The organism is Paenibacillus sp. 2TAB23 (assembly GCF_052115165.1).
Classification (GTDB): domain Bacteria; phylum Bacillota; class Bacilli; order Paenibacillales; family Paenibacillaceae; genus Pristimantibacillus.
In genome coordinates this window covers 181,814-196,297 of sequence record NZ_JBFRGD010000009.1, presented here as the reverse complement: position 1 = coordinate 196,297, position 14,484 = coordinate 181,814, and the positions used below count along the sequence as shown (strand labels likewise).

Genomic DNA, 14,484 nt, shown 5'->3' with positions numbered 1-14,484 from the left:
TTGTAACATAGGAAGCAAACTTTTTCATGAAGTAGTCAAGCTTTTTGCACACGGCGCGTGTGTGATATGTTAACATATAAGTGAAATGGGAATACAGAGAATTAATAGCTGCGCATGCAGACACACGGATGAACCACTATAAAACCAACTAAAGAGGTGCCACTTTGAAAATATCGACAAAGGGCCGTTACGGCTTAACGATTATGATGGAGCTTGCAGTTAAATTTGGGGAAGGCCCAACGTCGCTCAAGAGCATAGCGGAGCGCAATCAGCTCTCCGAGCACTATTTGGAGCAATTAGTAGCACCGCTTCGCAATGCAGGACTTGTGAAAAGTATTCGCGGCGCATACGGCGGCTATATCCTATCGAAGGATCCAGAAACCATTACTTCCGGCGATATCATTCGCATACTTGAGGGCCCTATTTCACCGGTAGACTTTACGGAAGAGGATGACCCTGCGAAACGCCAGCTTTGGCTCAGAATACGAGACAGTATCGCTGATGTGCTTGACTCAACGACGCTCGCGGATCTCATTAATTTCGAAGACGCGGGTAAACCTGACAGCTATATGTTCTATATCTAAAGGAAGCGAACCTATGACAAAACATTATTTTGACCATGCCGCCACTACGCCTATGCATCCTGACGTCGCCAAAGCGATGCTTGAGGTCATGCTGGGTCCTGGCGGCAATTCGTCTAGCATGCATGCGTTTGGAAGAGCGGCCAAGCACCATCTCAACCGGTCGCGCGATATAGTCTCGGCAGCGATCGGCTGCAAGCCGGGAGAGCTGCTGTTCACCTCAGGCGGGACGGAGAGCGATAATGCGGCGATTATCGGAGCAGCCAGAGCACAGCGCAAACGCGGGAGAACACATCTCATTACTTCTGCAGGCGAGCATCACGCCGTACTTCATACGTGCGAGTGGCTGGCTAAGGAAGAAGGGTTCACTCTAACGGTGCTTCCTGTCGACTCGGTAGGGTGCACATCACCAGAGATCGTTCAAGCGGCTATTACACCAGAGACTGCCCTTATTAGCATTATGCATGGCAACAACGAAGTAGGAACGATTCAGCCCATAGAAGAAATCGGACGAATGGCGAAAGCTGCGGGCGTGATCTTCCATGTGGATGCCGTACAGACATTATGCTGGTTCGATTACCAGCTCGATGAGCTGCCGATCGACCTCATGAGCTTCTCTTCCCATAAGATCAACGGCCCTCAAGGCGTTGGCGCACTATATATCGCTTCAGGCACTCCGCTTGAACCTCTCCAGCATGGTGGATCACAAGAAAGAAAACGCCGGGCTGGCACCGAAAACATTGCAGGAATCGTTGGATTTGCAGCAGCAGTTGACATTTGTGTGAACGAGAGAAAAAATAAGCAACCTTTTATGGACAAGCTTCGTAAGAGATGGATAGAACTGCTTCATGAGCATGCTGGCGTACCCGTCTTGGTTAATGGAAGCGGGGAGGACTATTTGCCGCATATCGTAAATGTCAGCTTTATCGGAGTCGATACGGAGACGATGCTGATGAATTTGGATATGGAAGGCATTGCTGCAGCAAGCGGCTCCGCTTGCACTTCTGGCGCGCTTGAGCGATCACATGTACTAAGAGCCATGGAGCTGTCTGCGGAGCGAATTCAATCTGCCGTAAGATTTAGCTTCGGATTGGGGAATACTTTGGAGGAATTAGAAGATGCCGCACAGAAGATCGGATTAATCGTGAGGCGTATTCGTAATAACTACTAGGAGGACTCCGCTTAAGCGTGATTAAACTTCAACGGCTTATTGGACTTCCCGTAATCGTCATTCATTCGGGTAAGCTGGTTGGCACCGTCAAGGATGCTTGGTTTGATGAGCACTGGCAGCTAAAGGGGCTCATTCTTGATTGTCCCAAATGGTTTGCTACTACTGCTAAAATCGTGGAGTGGTCTCACGTGCTCACGTGCGGCGAGGACACCGTCATTATAGCAGATGAAGCGTCGATCTTTCGGATGAAGTCGAAGCAATTGCTGCGTTCCTTTTACACCGGATTAGTGAAATTAAAGGATTTGCCCGTCGTAACGGTTAGCGGTATTCAACTTGGCCGTGTGTCGGATGTTTATTTTTACCCAAAAGAGGGTACACAAATAGTAGGCTACGAGCTTACGGACGGTTTTGTTTCGGATCTGATGGAAGGGCGCAAATGGCTGAGAGCGCCGAGTGATCCGGATAGCGTATTACTCGGGGAAGACGCGATTATTGTTCCTGCTGTCAGTGAAGCGGAATTGGAGCCTGTCGCAGCTTCCAATTTCAGAGGATAGGGAGAAATGAAAGATGATGAGATGTCCGAATTGTAACTCGAAAGATATCGGAAAGATCGGTTCCCACCAGTTTTATTGTTGGGGCTGCTTTATAGAACTGACGGTAAACGGAGAGAAAATGTCGGTTTACCAAGTAGAAGAGGATGGTACGTTAAGCTCGCTTGACGACTTATTCTTTGAAGAGGAAATGACTCAGATTCACGTCAATTGACGTGCTTCTTCATAACAATGACTTTGAAGAGACGGTCTTTGGCCGTCTTTTTTTGCTGCATACGGATGAATCGAGCCGCTTGTACATATACTGAACTAGTTCCGCTCGCCTTGCTGGAGGCAGCTGGAAAACGAAGGTTCGGGGGTGAGGACGGTGGAACGCTTTACAAAGAACCGTCTGTTTGTTTGGCTGATTTATTTGATATTAGGTTTGATATCCATTTACTTATTGCTGCTGATCAAGCCGCTTATCGTGAGCATATACATCTTTTTGAAGGCTGTTTTTGCACCTTTTATTATAGCGATGATTATTTCCTACGTGCTTAATCCAATCGTGACGATCCTGCATGAGAGGAAGGTGCCTCGGACGATTGCGGTGCTGCTCATTTATGCGGTCTTTTGCGCAGTCATTACCGTTCTTCTGGTTAATCTGATTCCAATGTTTATCAACCAGGTTCAAGAATTGAATCGTCACGTGCCGGAGTTGTCCATGCGTGCGCAAAATATCGTGACGGACATTAACAATACATCCTTTTTGCCCGAAAGCATTCGCAGCGGTCTTAACAAATCGCTTGTCCATATTGAGAAAAAGCTGTCCGAAAGCCTATTTAATTTCGTGAATAATATCGGATCCATGGTAAATGCGATATTCATCACCTTCATTATACCGTTCCTTGCCTTCTACATATTGAAGGACTTTGACGTATTCGAGCGAACGGTCATCACTTATGTGCCCAAGTCGCATCGCAAAAACACAGTGAGGCTTCTGAAGGATATTGATACGGCATTAGGCAGCTACATAAGAGGACAGTTTTTGGTTTGCGTTATCGTCGGGGTATTGGCTTACTTTGGCTATTTGCTCATCGGAATGCCATATGCGCTTCTATTGGCGAGCATCGTTGCCATCACGAATGTCATTCCTTACTTGGGTCCTTTTTTCGGGGCTGCACCGGCATTGCTAATGGCCTCGACGGTATCCTTGAAAATGGTTATTTTAGTCGCCATTATTAATACGCTTTGCCAAATACTCGAGGGCAATGTGATTTCTCCGCAGGTTGTTGGCCGAACGCTGCACATGCACCCTTTGTCCATCATATTCGCGCTCTTAGTTGGTGGTGAAATAGCCGGCATCGTCGGGATGATATTGGCGGTCCCGATATTCGCAGCCTGCAAGGTCATTATCCAGCACATGTTCGCTTATTACGTGCGGAGAAAGATTATTTGACAGGCTGAGAGGGTGTAGCTATAATTTTAAAATAATCAAGTGTCAAAAATAAGGTGATAAAGCGTTGACGAATTGAAGTAGGCCAATGCCCGTTAACCAGAGAGAAAGCTTCTTCGCAGTGACTGCCCGCCAGTCGATTGCGTCGGTTGAGAGAGCTTTTATGACGAAGGGTGGCTGAAAGCTCTTTTCGGAGTGTGAATGAACTTCACCGGGTGGACCCGTTAACGTCTAATGAAGGCGATTGCGCAGGCTGTATGCAGCGAGCAATAACCAGGGTGGTACCGCGAATGTTTTCGTCCCTGTCAATGACAGGGGCGTTTTTTGTGTTTTATGATGAAAAGGGGGCTTATTAACATGAAAGCTAGTGAAATTCGGTCCAAATGGCTTGCTTTTTTCGAAAGCAAGGGTCATAAAATTGAACCAAGCGCGTCGCTTGTCCCGCATAACGATCCTTCACTTCTATGGATTAATGCAGGCATGGCGCCGCTTAAAGCCTATTTTGACGGACGTATCGTACCTGATAACCCGCGGATTACCAACTCGCAGAAATGCATCCGTACTAACGATATCGAGAATGTCGGCAAAACACGCAGACATCATACGTTTTTTGAAATGCTCGGCAATTTCTCAATCGGCGATTACTTCAAGGAAGAAGCGATCACATGGGCATGGGAATTTCTAACTGAGCCAAAGTGGATCGGATTTGATCCGAACCGCCTATCCGTCACGGTATATCCGGAGGATGAGGAAGCATTTGAATTCTGGAACAAAAAGATCGGTCTTCCGGAAGAGCGCATCTATAAGCTAGAAGAAAACTTTTGGGATATCGGTGAAGGCCCATGCGGACCATGTACTGAAATTTTCTACGATCGCGGCGACAAATATGGTGACCTAACGGATCCGGAATGCTGGCCAGGCGGGGAAAATGAGCGTTTCCTAGAGGTATGGAATGTCGTTTTCTCACAGTTTAACCACAATAAAGACGGCAGCTATACGCCGCTTCCAATTAAAAATATTGATACGGGAGCAGGGCTTGAGCGTTTTGCTTCCATTCTGCAGGATGTGGATTCCAACTTTGATACGGACTTGTTCCGTCCGATCATTGACCGTACCTGCACGATTGCAAAGGTAACCTACAAAACGAATGAAGAGCATGACGTAGCGCTCAAGGTAATCGCTGACCATATTCGTACGGTTGCGTTCGCAGTTGGTGACGGTGTTATGCCTTCTAATGAAGGACGCGGCTACATTATCCGCCGTTTGCTCCGCCGTGCCGTACGTTACGGTAAAACGATCGGCATCGACCGTCCGTTCCTGCATGAGCTTACTTCTGTAGTAGGTGAGGTTATGGGGGTGTACTATCCGGAGGTTGTCGAGAAACGCGAGTTTATAGAGCGTGTCATTCGTACGGAAGAAGAAAGATTCCACGAAACATTGTCCGATGGGCTCGCTATGCTGTCTGATCTAGTGGCAGCTGCCTCGAAAGCAGGAAATAAAGAGATTAACGGCGATGATGCGTTCCGTCTCTATGATACCTATGGTTTTCCTTTCGATCTGACAGAAGACTACGCTTCGGAAAACGGAATGACCGTTGACCGCGCAGGATTTGATGCAGCAATGGAGGCGCAGCGCGTTCGTGCTCGCGCAGCCCGCCAAGATACCGGCAGCATGAAGGTTCAAGGCGGACCGCTCGGCGAATTCACGATTAAAAGCGAATTTGTTGGCTATAATGAATTGGTATCTGACTCCAAAATCATTGCCATTGTTCAAGATGATTTGCTAGTCGAGAGCGCAGCGCAAGGCAGCAAGGTTCTAGTCATCTTGGACCGTACGCCATTCTATGCGGAGAGCGGCGGACAGATTGGAGACAAGGGAACCATCAAAGGCGATGGCTTTACACTCGACATCCTCGATGTCACGAAGGCGCCTCATGGACAAAGCGTACATCATGCCATTGTTACAGAGGGAACCGCTAGAAGCGGCCAAGCTGCGCAAGCGAGCGTAACAAGAGTCGTTCGGGACGATATCATTAAAAACCATACGGCAACGCATCTGCTGCATAAGGCGCTAAAAGAGGTGCTTGGCGATCATGTTAATCAAGCAGGCTCGCTGGTAGAAGCGGAGCGGCTGCGCTTTGACTTCTCACACTTTGGCAGCATTACAGCAGAGGAGCTTGTCGAAATCGAACGGCGTGTAAACGAGCAAATCTGGCTTGGCACCTCCGTTTCGATCAACATTAAATCATTGAATGAAGCGAAGGCAATGGGCGCAATGGCACTGTTTGGCGAGAAATACGGCGATGAGGTCCGGGTCGTTCAAGTGGGCAGCTATAGCTTGGAGCTATGTGGCGGATGCCATGTAGGCAATACCTCACAAATCGGGCTGTTCAAGCTGCTAAGCGAGAGCGGTATTGGTTCAGGGGTCAGAAGGATTGAAGCCGTAACAGGCAAGCATGCTTATAACTACTTGGAAGGACAGTTCGAGCTGCTCAAGCAATCGGCTACACTTCTCAAAGCGAATGCCAATGACGTTCCGAAACGGATTGAAGCGCTGTTCGGCCAAGTGAAGGAGCTTACGCGCGATAATGAATCACTGCAAGCGAAGCTTAGCCGGATCGAGGCAGGCTCGCTTGAGCAAAACGCCAAAACCGTTGATGGAATCACGGTATTATGTGCGCAAGTAAACGCGCCTTCCATGGATGCGCTTCGGGGAATTGTTGACGAATTGAAGCTGAAGCTGGAATCCAGCGTCATCGTGCTAGGCGCGATTGCAGACGGAAAAGTAAACCTAGCGGCAGCGGTTTCCGCGGATCTCATTAAGAAAGGTTTCCATGCCGGTAAAATTGTAAAAGAAGCGGCTGTTCATTGCGGCGGAAGCGGCGGAGGACGCCCAGATATGGCGCAAGCGGGCGGAAAAGATACATCAAAGCTGGATGAGGCTTTGAAACTTGCGGAAGAACTAGTTCTTAATCAAACAAATGTGATATGATATAGTTGTATATCTCATTGAAAAGCGGTTTGGAAAGCGAGGTGCTGGCGATGAGTTCCATGGACAAAACAATGAAATTTAACGTGACGGCGGAGGGGGTTGAATCTTCTCAAGACATTCTGCTATCCGTGCATGAAGCGCTTCTCGAGAAAGAGTATAATCCGATTAACCAGATCGTTGGGTATTTGCTGTCCGGAGATCCCGCGTATATTCCGCGGCACAACAACGCCAGAAGTTTAATTCGCAAAAAAGAACGAGACGAATTAATTGAAGAGCTTGTCCGGTTTTACCTAAACCATAAGAAACAATAAACAAATGAGGCAGGAGCCGGACTTGAAATGAGATTAATGGGATTGGATTATGGCGACCGCAAAATCGGTGTTGCTGTCAGCGACGCCTTTCGCTGGACCGCGCAAGGGACCGGAGTTATCGAACGCAGGAGAGACGGCAGTGAGTTTGACCAAATTGCTGCGTTAGTCAAGGAGCATGAGGTTAGCGAAATCGTAGTAGGCCTGCCGAAGAACATGAACGGTTCCATCGGTCCGCGAGGGGAAATTTGTATCGAATTTGCAGAACTGATTAAGCAGAAACTAAACATACCTGTTCACCTTTGGGATGAAAGGCTGACAACGGTAGCTGCCGAACGTACGCTCATTGAAGCGGACGTCAGCCGGAAGAAGCGAAAGCTCGTAATAGACAAAATGGCGGCAACGCTCATTTTGCAAAATTATCTCGATTCTAAAGCGAAAAGGTGAGGGTAAACATGACAAAAGAAGAAATGGAATTTGAAGAGCCGGAAATTATTTATATCCCGGATGAAGAAGGAAACGAAGAGGAATTCGAAGTCATCATGAAATTTGAGGTTGATGGTTCCGATCAGAAATATATGATGGTTGTTCCGCTTACGGGCGAGAACGAAGAGGAAGACGAGGTTTACGCTTTCCGTTACGAAGAAGAAGGCGACGATCTGAAGCTTTACACGATTGAAGACGAAGAAGAGTGGAACATGGTCGAGGAGACGTTCAACACGCTTCTAGGCGAGATGGAGGAAGAAAACTAATGTCTGGCAATGAGCATGAAGCGCCTAAGAAGCTGAATAGCCTGAGAACTGCTTTTGGCAATGAAATTGAGCTGGAAGCGGATGACGGCAGCGTAGAAGTATACGACATTAAGGCTGAATTTCAGCTAGGTGACCGTATTTATGCAGCACTTCAATCTGATCCGATGCGCGGTGAAGAAGATGTCGAGCTTTTCCGTGTTGTTCAAGTAGGCGGAGAGCCGCAGCTTGAAAACATTGAGGATGACGAGGAATGGGAAGCGGCATCGGAAGCCTATGATGATCTTTTGTTCTCGACCGACGAGCGCCCTTAACGTTCAGTAAGCGCATATGCAGTTAACGAAAGAGCGGTTTCTAACCGCTCTTTTGTTCCATGTTATGGTACAATTGTCGTTGAATACAAGCAGAAGCTGAGCTGCATATATGCGGTATCAGCCATTTCGCCTGCGCAATTCGAGAATTGAATTTCTAAGTATCATAAACCGGGGGGTCTAAGATTGGATAAGACATCACAGCAGGCTGAGCAAGGCGACCAATATTCACGTCGCGGTCCGAAGCGCAGCCGCATTACGCTATGGGTTATTTTGAGTTTGCTTGGCATTATAATCATCGGTACAGGCAGTGTCGCCCTATATATCTGGAGCAGCCTGCAGCCTACCGCGGCAGGTGAAGTGCAAAGGGTAGAAATTCCTAAAGGGACGTCTGCCAACAAGGTAGCCGATTTATTAGAGCAGCAGGGTATGATTAAAAACGCATTTATATTTAAGTACTACTTGAAGCTGAAGGATGAGGGCGGCCGGTTTCAAGCCGGTATCTATGAGCTTAACCCGGGGATGGACAACGATACGATTATCGAGAAGCTGAACGCTGGCGCCACTGTTGCAGCTGAAACGATTCGTTTTACGATACCAGAAGGGTTCACCGTTCTGCAAATCGCCGACAAGCTGGCAGAAGAGAAGCTGATTGACAGAGAAAAGTTCATTGGATTGATTGCTGCGCAGAAAAACTGGGGAGACGCTGAGGCTGTGCGCTCGATTCCAGAGAGCGATAAGCTTCATGAGCGCCTGGAAGGCTATCTGTTTCCCGAAACGTATGAGATGAAGAAGGACAGCACCGAGGAGGACATTATCAATCGGATGGTGTCTGAGCTTGACAGGAAGCTGGCAGAGCTGCCAGAAGGCTGGATGGATGTGCTCGATGAGAGAAAAATATCTTTCCATGATTTATTAACGATCGCCTCGCTCGTAGAGCGCGAAGTCGTTGTCGACGAAGAAAGAGCACTCGTCGCCGGCATCATCTACAATCGAATTGCCGATGGCATGAAGCTGCAAATCGATGCTACCGTTCAGTATTCGCTCGATAAGCCCAAGGAGCGCTTGTACGAGAAGGATCTGCTGGTAGATAGTCCATATAATACGTATAAAGTCGAAGGATTGCCTCCCGGCCCTATCGCAAGCCCAAGTCTGGCATCGATTCAAGCCGCGTTGTATCCGGAGGAAACGGAATTTTTCTTCTATGTGACGAAAAAAGACGGCAGCCAATCTCATTTGTTTGCAAAAACGTATAAAGAGCATTTAAGAAACATCGAAAAGAGTAATCAGACTGCTGGGTAAGACGTCACTTGATAATGGGATATGCAAGTGCGTTCGCTTAGAGCTTTAAGGAGGAGCAGGCATGGCGTACAAGCCAGAATTGTTAGCTACCGCCGCATCGTTAGAGGAGCTTCAAAGGCTCATTGCAGCAGGTGCGGATGCTTTCGTTATCGGCGAAGCACGCTACGGTACACGGTTAGCAGGGGAATTTACGATAAAAATGATCGCAGAGGCCGTAAAGATTGCGAGGCCTCAAGGCGTCCGCATTTATGCAGCGCTAAATAATTTAATGGATAACGAAGCGGCTGAATCTTTGAATAAGTATGTTTCAGCGCTTGCTGATGTTGGTGTCGATGCATTTGTTTTTGGCGATCCGGCAGTATTAATGGCTGCAAGGTCACATGCGCCGGGCATCGCTTTGCATTGGAATGCCGAAATGACGTCTACGAATTACGTGACAGCAAATTATTGGGGCCGCAGAGGGGCAACCCGGTATGTGCTGGCACGCGAGCTGAACATGGAGCAAGTCATTGATACAGCAGCCGCTTCTGATCTCGAGGTTCAAGTACAGGTACACGGGATGACGAACATCTATCATTCCAAACGCTCACTTGTCGGGAGCTATCTGGATCATCAAACAGAGCCTGAGCGTTTGCCGCAAAAGGATAAGGATCGCGGTCTATATGTGATGGAAGCAGAACGGCAGGATGAGCGGTATCCCATTTATGAAGACATAAATGGGACTCATATTATGAGCTCGGATGACATTTGCATGGTCGAGAATATTCATGAGCTGCTCGAAGCAGGCGTCAGCAGCTTGAAGATTGAAGGCATAATGAAATCAATGGACTATAACGAAACGGTTGTGCGCTCCTATCGGCAGGCTATTGATTCATACTTGTCCGATCCTCAGGCTTATGTATTCAACGAGGCATGGCTGGAAGCTATCCAACAGATTCAGGATCCCAATCGGGAGCTAAGCTACGGATTCTTTTATAAGGAACAGGTATATTGAGCGGGATTCGGCCGAGCTCCCTTTACTAGGTAGAACGTTGGAAACAGGCTTGCGAGGAAGTTTTGCTTAATAGATAAGCATTTATATGTTTTCACATCTAAATGTGATTATATCTCTGCGAAACGACTGCTTTTGCCACAGAGGACGGCGACAGCCGTTTACGCTTGAAATATTGGAAAGTATATGATTTCGCCAACTATCTCTATATTTCTACGCGAAACGTAAGCTTAGCCGCCAGAGGATGGCTTCAGCCGTTTACGCTTGGCGAAACTACAGGAGGTGCACAACATTGACGACTATAGAGAAAACGACTCCGCGCTATCAAGGCAAGCGGCATCGTCTTGCTAAACCAGAGCTGCTCGCTCCTGCAGGCAATCTGGAGAAGCTCAAGTTCGCCGTCCATTACGGTGCAGACGCCGTTTATATTGGCGGACAGAAATACGGCCTGCGCTCCAATGCCGACAACTTCAGCTTCGAGGAGATGAAGGAAGGCGTTGAGTTCGCCAAGCGATACGGAGCAAAGGTTTTTGTTGCGACTAATATTTATGCGCATAATGAGGATGTTGAGGGTCTTGAGGATTATTTGCGCGCTCTTGAGCACGCAGGCATCTCTGCAATCATTGCAGCAGATCCAGTCATTATCGAAACAGCGCAGCGCGTCGCTCCAAAGCTGGAGGTGCATTTGAGCACGCAGCAGTCAACGCTGAACTGGCAAGCGGTGCAGTTTTGGAAGGAAGAGGGCTTGCCACGAGTGGTGCTGGCACGTGAAACCAGCTTTAAGGATATTGCCGAAATAAAAAAACACGTTGATATTGAGATTGAAGCGTTTATTCATGGTGCGATGTGCTCCTCGTTTTCTGGCCGTTGCGTATTGTCGAATCATTTCACCGACCGGGATTCCAATCGTGGCGGATGCTGTCAATCCTGTCGATGGAAATACGATCTGTTTGTGGATGATATGCCGATGTATGCCGAAGAGGAAGACAAGTTTACAATGGGCTCGAAGGATCTTTGTATGATCGAGTATTTGCCAGAGCTGATTGAGGTAGGCGTTGACAGCTTCAAAATCGAAGGCAGAATGAAGAGCATTCATTATGTGGCAACGGTAGTGAACGTATACAGGCAAGCGATCGATGCGTACTTTGAGGATCCAGAGCATTTCGAGCTGAAGCAGGAATGGATCGAGGAAATCAACAAAGCTGCGAATCGTCCGCTTAACACTGGCTTCTTCGTGGATGAGCCTGGTGCGGAGGATCACATCTACGAGCCGGAGGAGAAAGCGGCACCGTATGACTTTGCGGGTATCGTTGTGGATTATGACCCGAAAACAAGCTTTGCTACCATTCAGCAGCGAAATCATTTCAAGGTAGGCCAGGAAGTGGAGTTTGTCGGCCCGGAGGGCACGTTCTTCAAGCAGACTGTTACGGAGATGACGGACATAGATGGTGCAGTATTGGAAGCGGCAAGGCATCCTTTGCAGCAGATTCGGATCCGTACACTTAAACCGGTTAAGCCAATGGACATGATGAGAAAGAGGCTTGGACGAAAATAAACCTATATAGCAGGACTGGAGTCTTATTTTACCAAAAAAAATAAGGCTCTTTTTTTTGTTTTCTTATTATGGATTGACAAGATAGTGTCGATATAAAATAATATATAATAAATACATATTTCGGCAAGATTCGCTAGAAGCATACGAACTATTTCAGACTTACAATATTGAAGGCGGTGTCTTTCCCAATGAAAAACGAAGAAGAACAAAAAGTGAAGAAGTCGAAGAAAACGAAGCAACAATCAGCTGTGAACGAGTCAAATGCCGGAAAATCAGAGTTTAGCATGAAAGCGCAATCAGGAATAAAGGCTATGAAGCTATCAGCGAAGGCAGCAAGAGAGTCTGTAATGACTACGAAGCTTTCGAATCCGTTAAAATCAGTAGGAACAAAGCTGTTCACGATTATTTTTGTAGGTATTATTGCATGCGTATTGACAGTAGGACTATTGGCTTATGCTCAGTCGAAGAAAATTATTGAAAGCAAGGTTTCTGATGCCAGTTTTGAGACGATCAAGCAAGTCGCGAATAACATGGACGTTATTTATAAGACGTATGAAGATCTTTCACTGCAAATTCTAATCGATAAAAGCTTCCATGAAATCGTAAGAAAAATGCTGGATAGCACCGATGATTACAATAAATTTGAAGCTTCGCGCAACCTTAGCGAAAAAATGCAATCATACGTAATGGGCAATAACACGATTATTTCATTGATGCTTCTACCCGTAAATCCAAAACTGGATGTCGTTACAGCTGGCTCAGCAAGCAGCAGCAGTGCAGAGCGCCTATTGAAAACAGCGTGGTTCTTGGAGACGGTTGAGCTGTCCGGGAAAACCAATTGGATACCTCCTCAGCCTGAGGGATTATCAAACTCAACAGGTGTGAGCACGGTCGGACTAAGCCGTCTTATCAAGGATACGACCTCAAGCGAGGCATCTTATGTACTGCTTATGGAAGTATCGGTTGACTCGATTGCTGAGCGGTACAAAGATGTTAACTTAGGCGAAGGCAGCCAGATTGCGATTCTGAATGCTGACAACACGTACATTACGAATAGCGATCCAACAATGATTGGCAAGGAAGCAAGCATCACTTTACCATCTGAAGGGGATAAGGCGATTCAGGATTCTGTAAAGATGAAGACTAAAAACAACGAAGAGGTTCTTGCGGCATACAAAACCTTTGCAACCATGAATTGGAAGCTGGTAGGTACTGTACCGGTGAAGGAGCTTGTGAAGGATGCCAAAGCGATTCAGAATATGACTTGGATCACAGTATTGATCGCTGCGATCATTGCCATTGCAATCGGCATTCTTGTCATTATGACGATTGCGCAGCCGCTTGTTAAGCTCCGCAACCTTATGAATGAAGGAGCAAGCGGCAATTTAACGGTTCGCTCGGAGATGAAGAAGCGCAGGGATGAAATCGGCGAGCTAAGCGACAGCTTCAATCTGATGATGACCCAAATAAAAGCGCTAGCCGTACAAACAACGCGTTCCGCCGAGGATGTACTTCATACAGCGTCAGAGCTAAGTGAGGCTTCGAGAAAAACAGCGATTTCTGCTAAGGAAATTGCCGTGGCAACCGAAGAGATTGCTGGCGGTGCAACTAGCCTTGCTGTTGAAGCTGAGAAGGGCACAGATTTGACAGGTAATATCGATGTTCAAATGAAAAAAGTAATTGCTGCCAACGAGGAAATGGTCCGCTCCGCGCAAGAAGTGGAAAAAGCGAGTGAGCAAGGAACGACTTACATGGGCGTGCTCATCCAAAAAACAGGCATGACGGAAGAAATGACGCGTTCAATGGTGGAGAAGGTCGATGCGCTTAAGGTAAGCACGGGCTCCATTGTGAAAATTTTGGACGTGCTGAATAACCTAACGAAGCAAACGAATATTCTTTCCTTGAATGCGACGATTGAGGCAGCCCGTGCGGGTGCAGCCGGAAAAGGCTTTATGGTCGTAGCCGATGAGATTCGCAAGCTTGCTGATCAAAGCCGTCAATCGATTGATGTAGTCGGTCAAATTACGGAGAAGATTAGAGGGGAAATCGACGAGACGGTAAATGTTTTGTCTGACGCGTATCCATTGTTCCAAGAGCAGATCGGCTCTGTGAAAGAAGCGAACCAAATCTTCTTAACGGTGTCCGGTCAAATGGGTCAGCTTGCCGAGAGACTCGATCTCGTGACGGATTCCATCGGACAGCTTGATCAGTCGCAGGCGGTGCTTGCTGATGCTATGACTAACGTAAGCGCGGTAGCGGAGGAGTCCTCGGCTACATCGGAGGAAGTAGCCTCACTGAGCTCCGAGCAGCTTAGCATAAGCGACGGCATGGTACGCTTGTCCGAGAAGCTTGATACCGTATCCCGTGAGCTGAAGGATTCACTGTCACAATTTAAGATTGATTAAATGTGAGCCTTACAAAAATTGAAGCTTTTAAGAAAGAGTTTTTGAGAAAGAGCATTTCAGGCAAATACTGCTGAATTGCTCTTTTTTGTTTTTTAGACGGATAGGAAGGTTTGAAGCGGGGTGGCTGAAGGAAA

14 protein-coding genes are annotated in these 14,484 nt (G+C 47.4%); all 14 read left to right on the top strand.

The genetic code is table 11. From position 1 onward, the window contains the following. Positions 1-164: 164 nt before the first annotated feature. The 14 genes from cymR to AB4Z29_RS15185 all read left to right on the top strand — a co-directional run bounded on the left by cymR (position 165) and on the right by AB4Z29_RS15185 (position 14,350). Entirely contained in the window at positions 165-584 is a 420-nt protein-coding gene (gene cymR / locus AB4Z29_RS15250; RefSeq protein WP_183557792.1) for a cysteine metabolism transcriptional regulator CymR, read from the top strand. A gap of 13 nt (positions 585-597) precedes the next feature. Beyond that, positions 598-1,752 (top strand): cysteine desulfurase family protein, encoded by a 1,155-nt coding sequence (locus AB4Z29_RS15245; protein WP_441943892.1) that lies wholly within the window; start codon positions 598-600, stop codon positions 1,750-1,752. 17 nt (positions 1,753-1,769) lie between these two features. Further along, on the top strand, positions 1,770-2,306 hold the full coding sequence (locus AB4Z29_RS15240) for a PRC-barrel domain-containing protein (RefSeq protein WP_183557798.1): 537 nt from the start codon (positions 1,770-1,772) through the stop codon (positions 2,304-2,306). Between the two features lie 13 nt (positions 2,307-2,319). Beyond that, positions 2,320-2,517 carry a hypothetical protein gene (locus AB4Z29_RS15235; RefSeq protein WP_138752357.1) on the top strand — a complete coding sequence of 66 codons (198 nt, stop codon included), beginning with the start codon at positions 2,320-2,322 and terminating at the stop codon, positions 2,515-2,517. A gap of 153 nt (positions 2,518-2,670) precedes the next feature. Beyond that, positions 2,671-3,741: an AI-2E family transporter gene (locus AB4Z29_RS15230; protein WP_441943891.1), complete on the top strand. Its 1,071-nt coding sequence runs from the start codon at positions 2,671-2,673 to the stop codon at positions 3,739-3,741. Positions 3,742-4,095: 354 nt separating this feature from the next. Continuing rightward, positions 4,096-6,729 (top strand): alanine--tRNA ligase, encoded by a 2,634-nt coding sequence (gene alaS / locus AB4Z29_RS15225; protein ID WP_441943890.1) that lies wholly within the window; start codon positions 4,096-4,098, stop codon positions 6,727-6,729. Between the two features lie 50 nt (positions 6,730-6,779). Beyond that, a complete protein-coding gene (locus AB4Z29_RS15220; RefSeq protein ID WP_183557809.1) occupies positions 6,780-7,040 on the top strand; it encodes an IreB family regulatory phosphoprotein in 261 nt (86 codons plus the stop codon). A 27-nt stretch (positions 7,041-7,067) separates the two neighbouring features. Then, a complete protein-coding gene (gene ruvX / locus AB4Z29_RS15215) occupies positions 7,068-7,484 on the top strand; it encodes a Holliday junction resolvase RuvX (RefSeq protein ID WP_183557812.1) in 417 nt (138 codons plus the stop codon). A gap of 8 nt (positions 7,485-7,492) precedes the next feature. Then, positions 7,493-7,789 carry a DUF1292 domain-containing protein gene (locus AB4Z29_RS15210; protein WP_183557815.1) on the top strand — a complete coding sequence of 99 codons (297 nt, stop codon included), beginning with the start codon at positions 7,493-7,495 and terminating at the stop codon, positions 7,787-7,789. After that, positions 7,789-8,100, top strand: coding sequence for a DUF1292 domain-containing protein (locus AB4Z29_RS15205; RefSeq protein WP_183557818.1), 312 nt, complete (start codon positions 7,789-7,791; stop codon positions 8,098-8,100). The genes AB4Z29_RS15210 and AB4Z29_RS15205 overlap by 1 nt, the downstream gene beginning before the upstream one ends. A 183-nt stretch (positions 8,101-8,283) precedes the next feature. Next, positions 8,284-9,399 (top strand): endolytic transglycosylase MltG, encoded by a 1,116-nt coding sequence (mltG, locus tag AB4Z29_RS15200; protein ID WP_441943889.1) that lies wholly within the window; start codon positions 8,284-8,286, stop codon positions 9,397-9,399. A 61-nt stretch (positions 9,400-9,460) separates the two neighbouring features. Beyond that, a complete protein-coding gene (locus tag AB4Z29_RS15195; RefSeq protein WP_441943888.1) occupies positions 9,461-10,393 on the top strand; it encodes a peptidase U32 family protein in 933 nt (310 codons plus the stop codon). A 289-nt stretch (positions 10,394-10,682) separates the two neighbouring features. Beyond that, positions 10,683-11,945 (top strand): peptidase U32 family protein, encoded by a 1,263-nt coding sequence (locus AB4Z29_RS15190; protein ID WP_441943887.1) that lies wholly within the window; start codon positions 10,683-10,685, stop codon positions 11,943-11,945. A gap of 188 nt (positions 11,946-12,133) precedes the next feature. Further along, positions 12,134-14,350, top strand: a complete 2,217-nt coding sequence (locus AB4Z29_RS15185; RefSeq protein ID WP_441943886.1) for a methyl-accepting chemotaxis protein — start codon at positions 12,134-12,136, stop codon at positions 14,348-14,350. Positions 14,351-14,484: the final 134 nt, after the last annotated feature.

Excerpts from the sequence above, each read along its gene's own strand:
- AB4Z29_RS15245 (WP_441943892.1), top strand. The coding sequence starts at position 598 with ATGACAAAACATTATTTTGACCATGCCGCCACTACGCCTATGCATCCT.
- AB4Z29_RS15235 (WP_138752357.1), top strand. The coding sequence starts at position 2,320 with ATGATGAGATGTCCGAATTGTAACTCGAAAGATATCGGAAAGATCGGT.
- alaS (WP_441943890.1), top strand. The coding sequence starts at position 4,096 with ATGAAAGCTAGTGAAATTCGGTCCAAATGGCTTGCTTTTTTCGAAAGC.
- AB4Z29_RS15220 (WP_183557809.1), top strand. The coding sequence starts at position 6,780 with ATGAGTTCCATGGACAAAACAATGAAATTTAACGTGACGGCGGAGGGG.
- ruvX (WP_183557812.1), top strand. The coding sequence starts at position 7,068 with ATGAGATTAATGGGATTGGATTATGGCGACCGCAAAATCGGTGTTGCT.
- AB4Z29_RS15210 (WP_183557815.1), top strand. The coding sequence starts at position 7,493 with ATGACAAAAGAAGAAATGGAATTTGAAGAGCCGGAAATTATTTATATC.
- AB4Z29_RS15205 (WP_183557818.1), top strand. The coding sequence starts at position 7,789 with ATGTCTGGCAATGAGCATGAAGCGCCTAAGAAGCTGAATAGCCTGAGA.
- AB4Z29_RS15195 (WP_441943888.1), top strand. The coding sequence starts at position 9,461 with ATGGCGTACAAGCCAGAATTGTTAGCTACCGCCGCATCGTTAGAGGAG.
- AB4Z29_RS15185 (WP_441943886.1), top strand. The coding sequence starts at position 12,134 with ATGAAAAACGAAGAAGAACAAAAAGTGAAGAAGTCGAAGAAAACGAAG.